This is a genomic window from Marinicella sediminis (assembly GCF_002000055.1).
GTDB classification, from domain to species: Bacteria; Pseudomonadota; Gammaproteobacteria; order Xanthomonadales; family Marinicellaceae; genus Marinicella; species Marinicella sediminis.
Map to the genome: position 1 here is coordinate 273,809 of NZ_MVBD01000004.1, position 14,887 is coordinate 288,695.

Annotated in this window: 10 protein-coding genes and 1 other RNA gene; 3 read left to right on the forward strand and 8 right to left on the reverse strand. The window is 48.7% G+C overall.

Annotation, left to right across the window (positions count from 1 at the left end; all coding sequences use genetic code 11):
- Window positions 1-32: 32 nt before the first annotated feature.
- On the reverse strand, window positions 33-2,114 hold the full coding sequence (gene glyS / locus B0475_RS07730; protein WP_077411227.1) for a glycine--tRNA ligase subunit beta: 2,082 nt from the start codon (window positions 2,112-2,114) through the stop codon (window positions 33-35).
- 2 nt (window positions 2,115-2,116) lie between these two features.
- Window positions 2,117-3,043, reverse strand: coding sequence for a glycine--tRNA ligase subunit alpha (glyQ, locus tag B0475_RS07735; RefSeq protein WP_077411228.1), 927 nt, complete (start codon window positions 3,041-3,043; stop codon window positions 2,117-2,119).
- A gap of 323 nt (window positions 3,044-3,366) precedes the next feature.
- On the opposite strand from glyQ, the gene B0475_RS07745 reads away from it, so the two are divergent.
- A complete protein-coding gene (locus B0475_RS07745) occupies window positions 3,367-5,778 on the forward strand; it encodes an alpha/beta hydrolase family protein (protein ID WP_077411230.1) in 2,412 nt (803 codons plus the stop codon).
- Between the two features lie 66 nt (window positions 5,779-5,844).
- On the opposite strand, the gene B0475_RS07750 is transcribed toward B0475_RS07745, so the two are convergent.
- On the reverse strand, window positions 5,845-8,151 hold the full coding sequence (locus B0475_RS07750) for a S8 family serine peptidase (protein ID WP_077411231.1): 2,307 nt from the start codon (window positions 8,149-8,151) through the stop codon (window positions 5,845-5,847).
- A 192-nt stretch (window positions 8,152-8,343) separates the two neighbouring features.
- On the opposite strand from B0475_RS07750, the gene rnpB reads away from it, so the two are divergent.
- Window positions 8,344-8,695, forward strand: an RNA gene (gene rnpB, locus B0475_RS07755) — RNase P RNA component class A.
- A 19-nt stretch (window positions 8,696-8,714) separates the two neighbouring features.
- Window positions 8,715-10,781 carry a bifunctional (p)ppGpp synthetase/guanosine-3',5'-bis(diphosphate) 3'-pyrophosphohydrolase gene (locus B0475_RS07760; RefSeq protein WP_157892787.1) on the forward strand — a complete coding sequence of 689 codons (2,067 nt, stop codon included), beginning with the start codon at window positions 8,715-8,717 and terminating at the stop codon, window positions 10,779-10,781.
- Here B0475_RS07760 and B0475_RS07765 read toward each other — a convergent pair whose 3' ends face one another.
- The 5 genes from B0475_RS07765 to B0475_RS07785 all read right to left on the reverse strand — a co-directional run bounded on the left by B0475_RS07765 (window position 10,782) and on the right by B0475_RS07785 (window position 14,869).
- Window positions 10,782-11,312 carry a response regulator transcription factor gene (locus B0475_RS07765; protein WP_077411233.1) on the reverse strand — a complete coding sequence of 177 codons (531 nt, stop codon included), beginning with the start codon at window positions 11,310-11,312 and terminating at the stop codon, window positions 10,782-10,784.
- Window positions 11,305-12,396 carry an ATP-binding protein gene (locus B0475_RS07770; RefSeq protein ID WP_157892788.1) on the reverse strand — a complete coding sequence of 364 codons (1,092 nt, stop codon included), beginning with the start codon at window positions 12,394-12,396 and terminating at the stop codon, window positions 11,305-11,307. Before B0475_RS07770 ends, B0475_RS07765 begins: the two co-directional genes overlap by 8 nt.
- Window positions 12,397-12,678: 282 nt before the next feature.
- Entirely contained in the window at window positions 12,679-13,308 is a 630-nt protein-coding gene (locus B0475_RS07775; protein WP_077411235.1) for a thiol:disulfide interchange protein DsbA/DsbL, read from the reverse strand.
- Between the two features lie 116 nt (window positions 13,309-13,424).
- Window positions 13,425-14,198: a thiol:disulfide interchange protein DsbA/DsbL gene (locus tag B0475_RS07780; RefSeq protein ID WP_077411236.1), complete on the reverse strand. Its 774-nt coding sequence runs from the start codon at window positions 14,196-14,198 to the stop codon at window positions 13,425-13,427.
- A gap of 56 nt (window positions 14,199-14,254) precedes the next feature.
- Window positions 14,255-14,869 carry a c-type cytochrome gene (locus tag B0475_RS07785; RefSeq protein ID WP_232781857.1) on the reverse strand — a complete coding sequence of 205 codons (615 nt, stop codon included), beginning with the start codon at window positions 14,867-14,869 and terminating at the stop codon, window positions 14,255-14,257.
- Between the last annotated feature and the right edge of the window lie 18 nt (window positions 14,870-14,887).

The following is a 14,887-nucleotide window of genomic DNA, read 5'->3' on the forward strand; positions in this document are numbered from 1 at the left end:
GCACCGTTGTATGCTCCAGCTGAATACGGTATTCAGCTCTTTACCAATTTAGACAGGTCAGCAATGGAACCAGTCAACCGGCTGACCTGAACCAGTTGAGTCAGGCGGTTGATCTTCACTTGCTGATCATCGGCATTGACCATGACATGCTCAAAATAGTCATCCAATGGTTGTGCCAGCGAACTGAGCACCTCAAAAGCCTGATCATAAGCAAAACGGGTGACCAGTTCACCCAACTGAGGCTCAATCGCTGCCAACTGTTCATAAACCTGTTGTTCTTGCTCCTGGGTAAATAATGTGGCGTCTACTCGATGGGCATGGATATCAACCGGCAAATCAACATTGGATTTTTTGGTGATATTCAAAGCTCGTTTATTGGCCTCAATCAGGGATTTGGCAAAAGGTTGTTGTTTAAACAATTCCGTTGCCCTTACCCGCTGATCAAAGTCCACCAGATTATCCGGGTGTTTGGCCAGTACCGCATTAACCACATCATGACTGATGCCTTGCCCCTGGTACTGATGGCGCAATCGCTCATTGAAAAAGTCCAGCACTTCCTGTTTGACGGCCTCATCAACTGTAACCGGTAAAGCGGCGAAAGCCGTCCACATCAATTCCCTTGGATTGATGGTAAGCTGTTGCTCGATCAGGATGTTTATGATGCTCAACGTCGCTCTTCTGAGGGCAAATGGATCTTTTGAACCAGTGGGCTTTTTACCTACTGCAAAAATACCACACAATGTATCCATTTTATCGGCCATTGAAACAGCCTGTCCCAATCGGGTCGCCGGTAAGTCATCACCCACAAATCGTGGTAAATACTGATCCCTGATGGCCATTGACACAGCCTCAGACTCTTGTTGTTCTGCAGCGTAATATCCACCCATCAGGCCTTGTAAATCAGGAAACTCATCAACCATATCGGACATCAGGTCACATTTCATTAACCGGGCAACCTGTTTGGCATCGGTTTCTTCAAAGCCAAGCTGTGGTGACATCCAAACCAATAATTGACTGATGCGGTTGGTTTTATCAGCCAGGGTGCCCAGCGATTGTTCGAAAACCATTTTCTCCAACAAGGGGATGTTGTCTTCCAGTGGACGGGCCTTGTCTTTTTCCCAGAAAAAACGGGCATCCGCCAGTCTGGGGGTGATGACTTTCTCAAAGCCTTTTTTCACCGCTTCAGGGTTACTTGAATCGATGTTGGCCAAGGCCACAAAATAAGGCATCAACTGACCTTGTTGATCTTCAACCGGAAAATATTTCTGGTGCTTTTCCATGGAAGATATCAGTGCTTCCTTGGGCACTGAAAGGAAATCTTTGTTGAACTCGCCAAGTACCGCCGATGGTTTCTCTGTGATGCTCGCCACCTCGGACAATAATCCGGCTTCAATACGGGCCACCCCATTTACACTGTGCGCTGCAGCCTTCACCTGCTCAGCAATTAATTGTTCACGCTGCTGCTGGTCTACCATGATTCCGGCTTGTTGCATCACCGAAACATAATCAGCAGGTTTATCTATACTGACAAATTCATTGTGGTGGAAACGATGTCCAAGGCTTTGCTGACCAGTGGTGACGCCAAACAATTCCATTGGTATGACGTCCTGATCTTTAAGTAACACCATCCAGTGAACTGGCCTGATGAAACTGTACTCATGGTCACCCCAACGCATCGGTTTGGGTATCGGTAATTGTTTGATCGCTTTGGCGATGTATTGCGGCATCACTGCAGCGATGTGCTGACCAGCTTCGGTTACCTGGTAAGTCAAGTAGTCACCTTTCTCGGTTTCCACCCGGCTCAGATCGGCAATATCCACACCCAGCGAACGGGCAAAACCCATGGCTGCGGGCTTGGGGTTGCCGTCTTCATCAAAAGCAGCAGCCACCGCAGGTCCCCTTTTTTCGATGTGCTGGTCAGCCAATTGTTCAGTCACGCCTTTGAGCAGAAAAGCCAATCTACGGGGCGAGGCAAACCACCTCGAATCACCTGCATAGCTGAAGCCTGCTTCATCCATCTGCCGACATACTCCCTGATACAGGGCTTCTGCCAAACCATACAAGGCTTTGGGTGGTAATTCTTCACAACCCAATTCAAATAATATATCTGCCATGATCAGTGTCCCTCCTGTTGGTTACTGGTTTTGCAACCTGGGAAACCCAGCGCTTCGCGTGATTGATAATACATTTCGGCCACTTTTTTGGACATGTTTCTGACCTTCAGAATAAACTGCTGGCGCTCAGTGACACTGATGGCCTTTCTGGCATCCAGCAAATTGAATAAGTGTGAGGCCTTCAGGGCCTTTTCATAAGCCGGCAACGGCAATGCCCGTTCAATCAACTCGAGGCAAGCCTTTTCCGCCTCTGTAAACGACCTGAACAACTCAGATACATCGGCACATTCAAAGTTGTAAGCCGACTGTTCGACTTCATTTTGATGATAAACATCACCATAAGTGACGGTCCCATTTGGGGTTTCAGCCCACACCAGATCAAAGATGCTGTCTTTGTTTTGCAAGTACATGGCCAATCGCTCAAGTCCATATGTGATTTCACCCATGACCGGCTTGCACTCCAGACCACCCACTTGTTGAAAATAAGTAAATTGTGTTACTTCCATGCCATTGAGCCAAACTTCCCAGCCCAGACCCCAAGCTCCCAAGGTGGGTGATTCCCAGTTGTCTTCAATGAATCTGACGTCATGCTCCAGGGTATCAATGCCAATCGCTTCCAGCGATTTCAGATACAGCTCCTGGATGTTTTTTGGCGAAGGCTTAAGCACCACCTGAAACTGGTAATAATGCTGCAGACGATTGGGATTCTCGCCATAACGACCGTCGGTTGGCCGGCGACAAGGTTGTACATAAGCACTGTTCCATGGCTCAGGGCCGATGGATCTGAGGAACGTTGCCGGATGAAAGGTGCCCGCACCCACTTCCAGATCCAGTGGCTGAATGATCACACAGCCATGTGCTGCCCAAAATGACTGTAATTTCAGAATCAATTCCTGAAAAGTCAGGCATCCATTGTTATTCGTTTGCATAGCACGTTTCGTTGATGTAGCAAAACCCTGCATTATATAGGAATGATGTTGGGACTTCATTCACTTTTGTTGCTGACAAAAGTCAAAGCGGCCCCGACGGTCATGTCGAGTGATCAAGTGCTCGACGCACTGATTCGCCAGCACGCTTCAATCAAGTCACCAGCCCTACAGGAAACAAACCCTGAACTTTCTGCAGATTCACCGTCAGTCAACTGAACATTTTCAAATTTGCCCACAAACCACCAGTAATAATGACTGATGACCCAATTCTTTTTCACAGCTGAGTTGATAGAATGTTCTGTTTTTGAATCGGGAGAATGCACATGCATGTCATAAAATCAATGCTCATCGGGCTGTTTTTCAGCCAACTGTTAATGGCTCAGGAGCCGATCACTTACCAAAAGCCACCTCAGGAGATCCTTGAATTGATTGATATCGAGCGGGCACCATCGGTGATTGCCGACTCAAAAAAACAAAATATGCTGCTGATCTACCGGGATCAGTACAAATCAATCGCCGAACTGAGTGAGCAGGAATTGCGCCTGGCAGGATTGCGAATCAACCCAAAAACCAACATCGGCAGCCGCACCACTTATTACAACAACATCCGACTGCTGACCATTGCCGACCAACAGGTGTCTGACATCAAAGGATTGCCCGAAAACCCCAGAATTGCAAACCTCCGCTGGTCTAATGATGAACGCAAAGTGGCCTTCACCCACACCACATCCAGCGGTGTTGAACTGTGGTATGCAAACCTGGATTCATTGATGGCACACCGATTAACTGATCCGGTACTCAATGCCAATATGGGCTCTGTTGCCCGCTGGTTCAAAAATGACAAATCATTGCTGGTTAAATTCCTGCCAGATAACCGCAAACCCCTGATTGATGCCGACAATGCGGTTCCGGTTGGCCCCACAGTCTCCAACAGCGATGGTTCCAAAGCTCAGAACCGGACGTATCAGGACCTCCTCAAAAACCCCAATGATGAATTTAATTTCGAACAGCTGGCGCATTCAGAACTGAAAGAAGTCAGCCTGAAAGGTAAAATCAAAGACTGGCAACCCACAGCCATGTACAGCAGCATTGATTTCTCACCGAATGGTAAATTTGTGGCGGTTACCCAAGTCAAAAGGCCTTTTTCATACCTGGTGCCATACCGTCGTTTCCCACAACAGACCGACTTGTTCAAAGCCAATGGTCAACGTGTATCAACCATCAACCAAGTGCCATTGACTGAAGAAATCCCCAAAGGCTTTATGGCTGTCAGAACCGGCAAACGCAACTTGCAATGGCGGGCTGACCAGCCAGCGACCATGATCTGGGCTGAAGCACTGGATGGTGGAGATCCGGAGAACCAGGTGTCACATCGTGATGAGGTATTTCAACTGCCGGCGCCATTTGATGGCCAACCTGAATCACTGTTTAAAACCGTGGATCGGTTTATTCAGGTAACCTGGGGTGATGAATCACATGCCATTTTTTATGATTACTGGTGGAACACCCGCCAGGTAAGAACCAGTTTATTCGATCCATCAAATCTTGATCAACCGCCCAAGGTGCTCAATGAGCGCAATTACCAGGATGTCTACAATGATCCTGGCAACTACGTGACCACCCAAAATAAATGGGGGGAGGACATCTTACTGATAGATGACAATCAAGTTTATCTGATGGGCGATGGTTACACCGCTGAAGGCCAGTTTCCATTCATTGACCAATATCACTTATCCAGCGGTGAAACCAGTCGTTTATACCAGTCAGCATACACCGACCGAATTGAAGATCTGAATGACGCCATTGACCTGCAAAATGGACAAGTACTGGTCAGGATTGAGTCACCAACTGAATATCCCAACTATTACATCCGCGACATCAAAAATGGTACCCTGACACAAATCACTGACTTTACCAACCCTTTTGCCAGCATCGCCGACATCCATAAGGAGGTCATTAAATACCCCAGGGAAGACGGCCTTGAATTGTCCGGCACTTTGTACTTGCCAGCCGATTATGATTTTGACACCAAGCCCAGATTGCCAATGATCATGTGGGCATACCCAACTGAGTTCAAAGACAAAAACAGCGCCTCTCAGAACACCAACAATCCCAATGAATTCACCTATCCTTATTATGGGTCAATGATTTACTGGGTCACTCAGGGGTATGCTGTTCTGGATGACGCCTCTTTTCCGATTGTCGGAGAAGGAGACGAAGAACCCAACGACAGCTTCATCAAACAACTGGTGGCCAATGGACGGGCAGCCATAGACGCCCTGGACGACATGGGTTACATCGATCGTCAGCGGGTCGCAGTCGCCGGGCATTCCTATGGCGCTTTCATGACCGCCAACCTACTCAGCCATTCGGATGATTATGCGGCGGGTATTGCCCGCAGTGGCGCCTACAACCGGACCCTGACACCCTTTGGTTTTCAGGCCGAAGAAAGAACATACTGGGAAGCCCCGGAAATCTATTACAGCATGTCACCGTTCATGCATGCTGACAGCATGAAGCATCCGCTGCTGCTGATTCATGGCGAAGCCGATAACAATTCTGGTACCTACCCCTTACAGACTGAACGTTATTTCAATGCACTCAAAGGCCTTGGTGCGACTGCCAGAATGGTGATGTTACCCAAAGAAAGTCATGGTTACCGCGCCAAAGAATCCATCCTTCATGTGATTTGGGAACAACATGAATGGCTGGAAAAATACGTCAAAAACAAATAAACCAGAATCATAAAAACAAAAAACGGCCCACTTTGGGCCGTTTTATTTTCAATCTACACCCGCAGATCAGGGGTTATTAAATCCGTTATAAAAGATCAGATCTCCTGGCAAGGGGCCAAAGTCATCTGCAAAAATCAAATCAGGCAAAGCCTGCTCGCGACAGTTGTAACAGGCCAACGCAAAATCCTGCTGCGGGGTTCCGCTGACATAAGGGTTCAATGCATCCCCAACGATGTTGGCAGCCAGCACGCTTACTGTGATTGGATTTCCATTGTGTTGGTCAGCGCGTAAAAACACCGCTTCCATGTTGTTGATACCATCCGGACTGCCACCAGGTGACGAAAAAGCATCGGCACCAAATTGGTTACCCAGGTATAACTGGTCCGCAGTGACTGACAAATCCAAATCATTGACCCAGGCAGGGTTGGTTCCACCCAGACCGGAGCCCGGAGCATCGGTCCATACCAGCATCAGCCGCATGGGTTGTTGCGGATCATCCGGCCGCAGCTGTAATTGCCATTGTTGTCCGGTCTGATCAAACACATGTGCCTGATCAAACAGGTAGACATCGTTGACCGGATTAATCACCTTTTCAAGATTAACTCTGCCCCAACCCTGCTTTCTGTCCGGGGCATGCCCCATGGTCTGACCGTCGGCATCATTGTTACCTTCCAAATCATCTGCCACCGCGGTGAAGACTGATTTGACCAGTGCCGGACTGGGGTCTGCACCCTCGTTATTATTGCGATATTGTTCCCAAAACAATGACACCGCACCAGAAATAACCGGTGATGCCATAGAAGTCCCACACTTCAAACCATAACCGGATGGACTGTCAGGGGCGTCGGTGTTACATCCAGGGGCCACAATATGTGGGACTTGCCTGCCGTCACAGGCCGGACCATGGGCACTGTTGGAGGAAACATTAAAGACATTGGCCACTTGGTTCAGGTTACCGGACTGTAAACTGGTAGAACCGACCGCAAACAGGTTTTTGGCCTCATCAGGTGAGCCCAATGAAGAGGGCGAACAGCTGCCAAAACCATCACCACCACCATTCATGATAGACCACACAGCCAATACCGGCTGATTGCCTGGCAAGTCAGGATTGGCATCTCGACTGATCATGTCAATTTCCATGGTTGGAATGTCATAACCTTGTGGGCTACCGGTTGGCCCCCAGGAATTATTACTGAGCAAGGCACCGCTGGTTTGGGCATCCTTGTAAATTGACAACATACCACCAGCCACCATACCACCAGGACCACCACCGAGTAACGGCGAATAAAGCTGCTCCACGATTTGCACTCCTGGTGCCACACCAAGACCCCGGTTGAAGCCATTGCCATCGGTGGTGCCATTGATTCCAGTGCCACCAATCGCTCCTGCTACGTGGGTGCCGTGAGAATCCGAGCTGTCATTACAACTGGCACCGGTACCCGAACATGGGATCACATTGGTCAGATCCGGATGATTCTGATAAATACCACCATCAACCACACTCACAGTCACACCATTGCCATCAAGTCCGGTGGCGGATAACCAGCTACTCCAACCGGGAGTCGCCGGATTTTGTCCAGTGTAATTGTTGACGATGGTTTGCTGACTCATTTCGCCCCGGGGGCCAGCTGAAGGATCAATCCTTTGTATGGTCAATAATCCGGGGATGTTGGCGGCATTCAGGTATTGGTCGCCATCAAGTCTGAAGTTCAGTACCACCAGATGATCATTGAACGGTAAGACGCTCAGTACAGATGCACCTTGTGCTTCAAGTTGCGTCATCACCGCATTTTGCCGCTCCTGATAAACCAGACCCATGCTGTACAAGGCCGTGCCATTGAGGTTTCTGTTGTCAGCCTGTACCCTGAATACAGGAAGCAAATGCGCTGTTTGCCTGACAAATGACTGTTGTTCAATGACATTCAATTGTTGAGGTCGGGCCCAGACTATCCAGGAAAATGGTGCCAATGGCCTGACCAATTCGATGCCTTCGGCTGTGGCTGCCGCCAGCCATTCGGACCTCACCGGACCGGCAAATTGCAACAAATGAAAATCAGCCTCTTCGGTCAGGGATGATGCAAACCATGCATCGCCGGGCAATTGGGCCGTTTTCAAGTCCAGCCACTGCTGGTCAATCCGGAAATGAAATGGTCGGTCAATGGTGGTGGTTTGAGCTGCCGTTAACAAGGCTGACCACTCAGCATTCTGTTCAGCCGGCACCCATAAGAAGTGCTCGTATTCAATGCCTTGTGGTGGCAGTGAATCACGTAATTGTGGACCAGGATTGGTGATTCTCAGCCAGGACTCTGTGGCCTGAAGTGAGAAGGAGAAAATGAGAAGCAGGCTACAGACTGCGATTTTTGATGGATTCATGGGTCTTGTCTCTGTGGGTCAATATTCAATTCAGCGGCAATCAAATGTTACGGTTTATTAAAGTCGGTACAGCACTCTTCTGGCTGCAAGTCTTCAGGTAATCTGATTATATCAGGATTAAATTGTTGTAATTAACACCTAATTCACACTTTCAAGTTGAATTTCACCGCAGCTCACCCAATAATACGCCCTTGAGTTGGTCGGGCAATCGCGGAATGCATTTGCAGTTCGAGGAAAGTCCGGGCTCCACAGGGCAAGGTGCCGGATAACGTCCGGGGGGCGCGAGCCTACGGCCAGTGCAACAGAAAGATACCGCCATCTGACGATGGTAAGGGTGAAATGGTGCGGTAAGAGCGCACCGCGGCTTTGGTAACAAAGACGGCATGGTAAACCCCACCTGGAGCAAGATCAAATAGGAAAACCATAGGTGTGGCCCACACTGTTTTCGGGTAGATTGCTTGAGACTGGCAGCAATGTCAGATCCAGATGAATGATTGCCACGTGTTAACACGTACAGAACCCGGCTTACAGACCAACTCATTTACCTTACAATGAATGACACCATGAAACACTCAGAACAGTCAGCAGCAAACGACTTGTGGTTGGATGACAATCACTGTTCTGAAGCACACCGGACAAAAACCAAAGATGTTTTAAACAAACTGCATGCCGATGAAGAAATCATGCAGATTTATGCTTGGTTTCATGAACTTCGCCATGGCTCACTTGAGTTCGGCGACCTGCCTGATGAAGTCACTGCCAAGCAACAAACCCTGCTGAAAGAGTTGCTCAGAATTCATCAGGCTGACTGGTTGTTAAAACCCAAATCCAACAATGCAGAAGGACTGCGCAGACTGTTGTTTGCGATGATCAATGATGTCCGTTTGGTGTTGATCCTACTGGCCGAGCAGGTGGTACTGATGCGGGCAGCTGTCAAATTCAGTTCACAGATGCAACAGCAACTGGCGACGTCGACCATGACCTATCACGCCGCCCTGGCGAACCGTCTGGGTGTGTGGCAAATCAAATGGGAACTGGAAGACTTGTCATTCCGGTTTTTACAGCCGGCACAATACAAAACCATTGCCCAAAAACTGGCTGAAAAGCGCAATGACCGCGAACAGTTCATCAGCCGCTGTTCGGCTGAATTGACTGCGGCGCTGGCCAGCAATAACATCACCGCCAACATCGCTGGCCGACCCAAACACATTTACAGCATTTATAAAAAGATGCAAAAGAAAAACCTCGAATTTGAGGGCTTGTTTGACATCCGTGCCATCCGCGTATTGGTGGACAGCGTAGCTGATTGTTATGCCACCCTTGGAATTGTGCACGCCACCTGGAAACACATTCCCAAAGAATTTGATGATTACATTGCCCAACCCAAAGGCAACATGTATCAATCACTGCATACCGTGGTGGTGGTCAATGGTAAAACCCTTGAAGTGCAGATTCGCACCCATCAAATGCACGAACATGCGGAACTTGGCGTAGCGGCTCACTGGCGCTATAAAGATGGTTCAAAACAGGATCAGAGTTATGACAACAAAGTCAACTGGATGCGACAGTTGTTATCCGAGCACCCCAGCTCTGATGATTTGTTACAGGCTTTTCAAGCCGACACCCAGGAAGAACGCGTTTATGTCTTTACCCCCAGTGGTGATGTGGTGGATTTGCCACATGGCTCCACCGCGGTCGATTTTGCTTATCAGGTGCACACCGAAGTCGGGCACCGCTGTCGTGGTGCCAAGGTGAACGGTTCAATTGTGCCATTAAGCCGGCCACTGTCAACCGGGGATCAGGTAGAAATCCTGACAGCCAAATACCCCAAACCGTCCAGGGACTGGCTTCATGAGCAGTCTGGATACCTGCAAACCGCCCGCGCCAGGGCCAAGGTCAGACATTGGTTCCGGGAGAATGATTTCGACAAAAACCTGCAAATCGGCAGGGAATTACTGGAAAGTGAGTTAAGCAAGTTCGCCCTGCAAGATGCAGATATGCAAAAGTTACTGGACTCTTTTAACCTGCAACACACCGATAAGCTCTACGCCATGATAGCCACCGGCGACATCACCGTTAATCAGGTACTTCGTCGTGCCGATGCACAATTGCATCCGGTGAAAAAGTTTGCACCCAAGCCGTTGCCTAAAAAGTTACAGGGACTGCCCACATCCACCGCGCGGTTGATTGTTGAAGGTGTTGATTCGATCAAAACCACCATTGCCAGTTGCTGTAATCCGGTGCAAGGGGACGCCCTGGGCGGTTTCATCACCCGCACCCGGGGAATCAGCGTGCATCAGGCCAATTGCGACAATTACCTGCACATGATTTCAGAAGAGCCTAACCGCTTGGTCAATGTACGCTGGAGCGATGACCTGGATGAATACACCATCACTTCGCTGTTGATCACAGCCAATAACCGCAAGCACGTGATCAAAGACATCAGCGCCTTGTTAGCGCACCTGAAAGTAGACATCATGGCGTTGCATGCCGAACCAGATGATGAAGCCGGACTGGTACACATCAACATATCCATCCAGATCAGAGATTTTGATCACCTCAGTGAGGTCATGAGCAGGCTGTCAGCACTCGAACACATCAACAACATCCAACGCAACATCACATCCTGATCATTCCCTGACAGGCTTTTTGTTTAATTTCCTTTGCAATGTTCTGCGGTGCATTTTCAGTGCTTTGGCCGCCTGGGTGATGTTGCCATTATGATCCAGCAGCACCCGTTGAATGTGTTCCCATTCAAGCCGTTTTGGCGACATGGGTGTGGTATTGACTGGTACCTGCTCAAGCCCTCTGTCCATTTTCAATGCCTGCACAATTTCTTCTGCGCTGACCGGTTTTATTAAATAATCCTTCACTCCCAGTCTGATGGCTTCGACTGCCGTGCTGACCGAGGCATAACCTGTGATGATGATAACGATCAGGCCAGGATCATGGGCCAGAATAGAACGGGCCACCTCAAGCCCCGATTCATGACCCAGGCGCAGATCAAGCACCACCCAATCAATCGCATTTGCGGCCAACTGATCCTGGGTTTCTTCCAAATTTGCGGCCTCTGCAACCTGGTATCCCATACCCGTGAGTGAGCGGTTCAGCGCATAGCGCATCACCTCATCGTCATCAATGATCAATACAGACTTATTCATCACTCAATGGCAGTACAACAACAGTACAGGCTCCCTGATCCATGGCCTGAAAATCAAGGGAACCACCCACTCCGCTGATGATTCTCGAAGATAACTTCAGGCCCATGCCCAGGCCATCGGTATTGTGATAGGACTGTCCATCTCCATCATCAGTGAACGTCAATGTCACGTCAGTCACTCCACGTTTGACAACAACACTCAAATGACGGGCATGCGCAGCCACCGAATTTTGTATGATGTTCTTCAGGGCCAGTTGCAGCAAATCATCACCCTTGATCCACATGGGCTCATTGTTGTCCACTTCAATGATCACATCCAGGGATGACATGGGCTGTTCAGCCAGCATGTCTTCCAACCAGGGTTTAACGGCCACCTGTTCAGCAGAAACCAAAGCGGTTTTATCCGCCACTGAGGTGAGCCGCTCCAATACCTGCTTACAACGTTTGACCTGAGTATCCAGCAAAGCCATGTCTTTGTCCAATCCTGAAGCAGCGCCTTCCTGGCGGATCGTTTCTACCAATAATCTGATGCTGGATAATGGGGTGCCCAATTCATGCGCCAGACCGGTGGCAAGGGTGGCCATTTTCAGTAAATTTTCATCCGCTTGCTGCCGCTTTTCCAGAGCAAGTAAAGCGGCATTTTTCTCATGGATCCGCCTCATCAGGGTGGTGGTCACCCATGTCATCAACAATGAAACACCCACAAAACCAAGCCACATACCAGTGATGTGTTCGGCCATCATGGTATCGTGATGATGATTCACTGAATGATGAGCTGCCAGCTTCCACAATCCACCATACACCAGATTGGCAAGCACGGTCAGGCACCAGGTAAACCCAGGCGTCTGGCTCAATGCAGAAAGCACCGAAGGCAATAACAAGCACCAGATAAGCGGATTAGAAACTCCCCCCAACACAGCGAAAAACAATCCCCATACCAATAAATCGGTAACCAATAACCAGGGGCTGCGCTGCCAGCTGGCATTGATCAGCAAAATGACAGGCTGGAGCAACAAATAAGTGGCACAGACCAACCACAGAATAAAATGACCCTGGGGCCAGAATGCCTGCCATTGATTAATCATCAGCACCATGAGCTGGGCAAATTGGATGATCAGTCTGAACTGGAACATTGGATGCCGGAGATGTGGCTGTTTAAAAACTGCCAGTATAACCTGTTTGTTGACGCCACCCAATCGCTGCGACAATTTGTCACAGGCCAGGTTTGTCAGACATGTTCTGGCACACCATCTGGTTTCAAAGGTAAATCATAATACGATAATAATGAGTCGGTAAGGAGCCGCTCTTCACGATGAATTAACCAAAAAAAACCGGCCTAAGCCGGTATTTTGGGTTGTACCAAACGGTCACTTCATACTTAACTCAACCGTCAAATCAATGATTTCATTGGCCTCACCCACCTGCTGAAAGTTGGGTTTGTATTGACCATTAACCACCAATGCGGGTATCCGGCTCACACCCATGGCTGTCATCATTTGCCTGGCTTTTCTGATTTGGGTATCCACTTGAAATGAATTGGCTTGTTGCAGGAATACCTGCTGATCAATGCCGTGAGCAGCTGCCAGCCATTGGCCTATGGCCTGCAGATCACGCAGCGGTTTCTTTTGCTGATGAATGGCATTGAACAATGACTGATGAACCTGCTCCCTTTTGCCCATCGCCTGCAGGGCAAAAAATGTTTTCACATGAGGCTCCCATTGCGGGTAGAACGCCACTGGAACACGGACGATCTTCTGACCTTCATTGAGTGCAGATTTCAACTCATTCATCACCGGCTCAAAACCAAAACAACCCGGACACATGTAACTGAAGAATTCATACACCACCGGTTCATCCTGATCGGTTTCCCAGGCTGGGTTGATGATCTGATAATGAATGCCTGCCTGATACTTGCTGGCTGGCGCGCTGCTGTTCTCTTGCGCCATGACAGAGCCCATTGCGGTGATCATAAGTAAAGCCATTGACCATGATTTCATAAGTGTGTTCCTCCGTACAAAAAAGACATAGACCTGTGGCGGCCATAAAAGTTGCCAACAAATAGATAAAAAAAAGCCGGGGAATTCCCGGCTTTTGATAACGCTTGGGGCCAAATTTACTTCCTGATGCCCATGTTCTCAGCTTCCATGTCAACCAGATACAAAGTCACATCAAGCACTTCGTCACGGGTGCGGAATACTTTATTGTTGGGTTTGTATTTACCGTGAGTTACCAGGGTTGGGGTTGATGAGACACCCATCGCCTGCATCATTTGCATGCCTTTACGGATCTGTCCATCAATCATGAAAGAGTTGGCTGTAGAAAGAAACTCATCTTTATCAACGCCAAACGAACTGGAAACCCAGTTGGCAATGTCTTCAATGCTGCGCAATTGTTTGCGGTGCTGATGAATGGCTGCAAACAGTGCTGCATGAGCCTGGTCAACCAAATCCATGGCTTCGAAAGTGTAATAGGCCTGAGCGAACGGTTTCCATTGCGGATAAAATACCACAGGAATTCGCACCACTTTGCCATGTTCAGGCATGTCATGTTCCAGCTTCTTCATATATGGCTCAAAAGAGGCACAATGTTGACACATGTAGCTGAAAAACTCATACACCAGTACTTCATCTTCACTTTTGGTGTCCCAGGCAGGATTAATCACTGAGTAATGTATGCCTGGCTGAAAGTCCACAGCTTCAGCAACTTCTTCAACCACTGATTCTACTGAAGACTCAACGGCTTCTGCAACTTCACTTGCTTGCTCAACAACCGCCTCTACTTCTGCGGCTGCTTCTTTCTTAACGGCTTCTTTGACATCTGCATGGTCATTGGCCTGAGAACAACCCCAGAACAGTACTACTGACAGAATCAATAAAACTTTATTCATAATATCTCCTCGTAAACGTGGGTAATTGGACTGATTAAGAACTCAAAAGTTTCTGCTTATTGAGAGCCTTTCAGACCCTGTATGTAACTGGAAACAGCGTCGATTTCCTCTTCAGTCATGTATTGTGCCACACCTGCCATCACCTGGCCGTTGACATCGTCTTTATTTTCCAGTACGCGACCGGCCTTATAGGCCCGCAGTTGCAATGCTGTGTAAGCCGCATGTTGATTAGCCAGAACCGGATAACCTGAAACCGGATTGCCCTGACCTGTGGGACCATGACATGACATGCAGGCAGGAATAGCACGATCCTGATTGCCGCCCTGATAAATTGATTTACCCAATTCCACCAATGCTGGATCAGCAGCTTTCATGGTCAGGGGTTGACTGGCAAAATAAGCTGCCAAATCGGCCATATCCTGCTCAGACAGGTTGGCAGACATGGGTGCCATCAAGGCATTTTCTCTGGCACCACTTTTGAATAATTGTAATTGACGCACGAGGTAATCTTCATGCTGACCTGCCAGTGATGGCCAGATGGGATTGACGCTGTTACCATCAGCACCATGGCAAGCGGTGCAGGTACCAGACAAAGCCTTGCCTTTTTCAGCGTCTCCAGCGATAACCTGGACTGATAACAGCAACATGGCTGGAATAAGAACTCTGAGCATATTTCGTTTCATAAAAAC

Coding starts and splice junctions, on each gene's coding strand:
- glyS (WP_077411227.1), bottom strand. CDS start 2,114: ATGGCAGATATATTATTTGAATTGGGTTGTGAAGAATTACCACCCAAA.
- glyQ (WP_077411228.1), bottom strand. CDS start 3,043: ATGCAAACGAATAACAATGGATGCCTGACTTTTCAGGAATTGATTCTG.
- B0475_RS07745 (WP_077411230.1), top strand. CDS start 3,367: ATGCATGTCATAAAATCAATGCTCATCGGGCTGTTTTTCAGCCAACTG.
- B0475_RS07750 (WP_077411231.1), bottom strand. CDS start 8,151: ATGAATCCATCAAAAATCGCAGTCTGTAGCCTGCTTCTCATTTTCTCC.
- B0475_RS07760 (WP_157892787.1), top strand. CDS start 8,715: ATGAAACACTCAGAACAGTCAGCAGCAAACGACTTGTGGTTGGATGAC.
- B0475_RS07765 (WP_077411233.1), bottom strand. CDS start 11,312: ATGAATAAGTCTGTATTGATCATTGATGACGATGAGGTGATGCGCTAT.
- B0475_RS07770 (WP_157892788.1), bottom strand. CDS start 12,396: ATGATTAATCAATGGCAGGCATTCTGGCCCCAGGGTCATTTTATTCTG.
- B0475_RS07775 (WP_077411235.1), bottom strand. CDS start 13,308: ATGAAATCATGGTCAATGGCTTTACTTATGATCACCGCAATGGGCTCT.
- B0475_RS07780 (WP_077411236.1), bottom strand. CDS start 14,198: ATGAATAAAGTTTTATTGATTCTGTCAGTAGTACTGTTCTGGGGTTGT.
- B0475_RS07785 (WP_232781857.1), bottom strand. CDS start 14,869: ATGCTCAGAGTTCTTATTCCAGCCATGTTGCTGTTATCAGTCCAGGTT.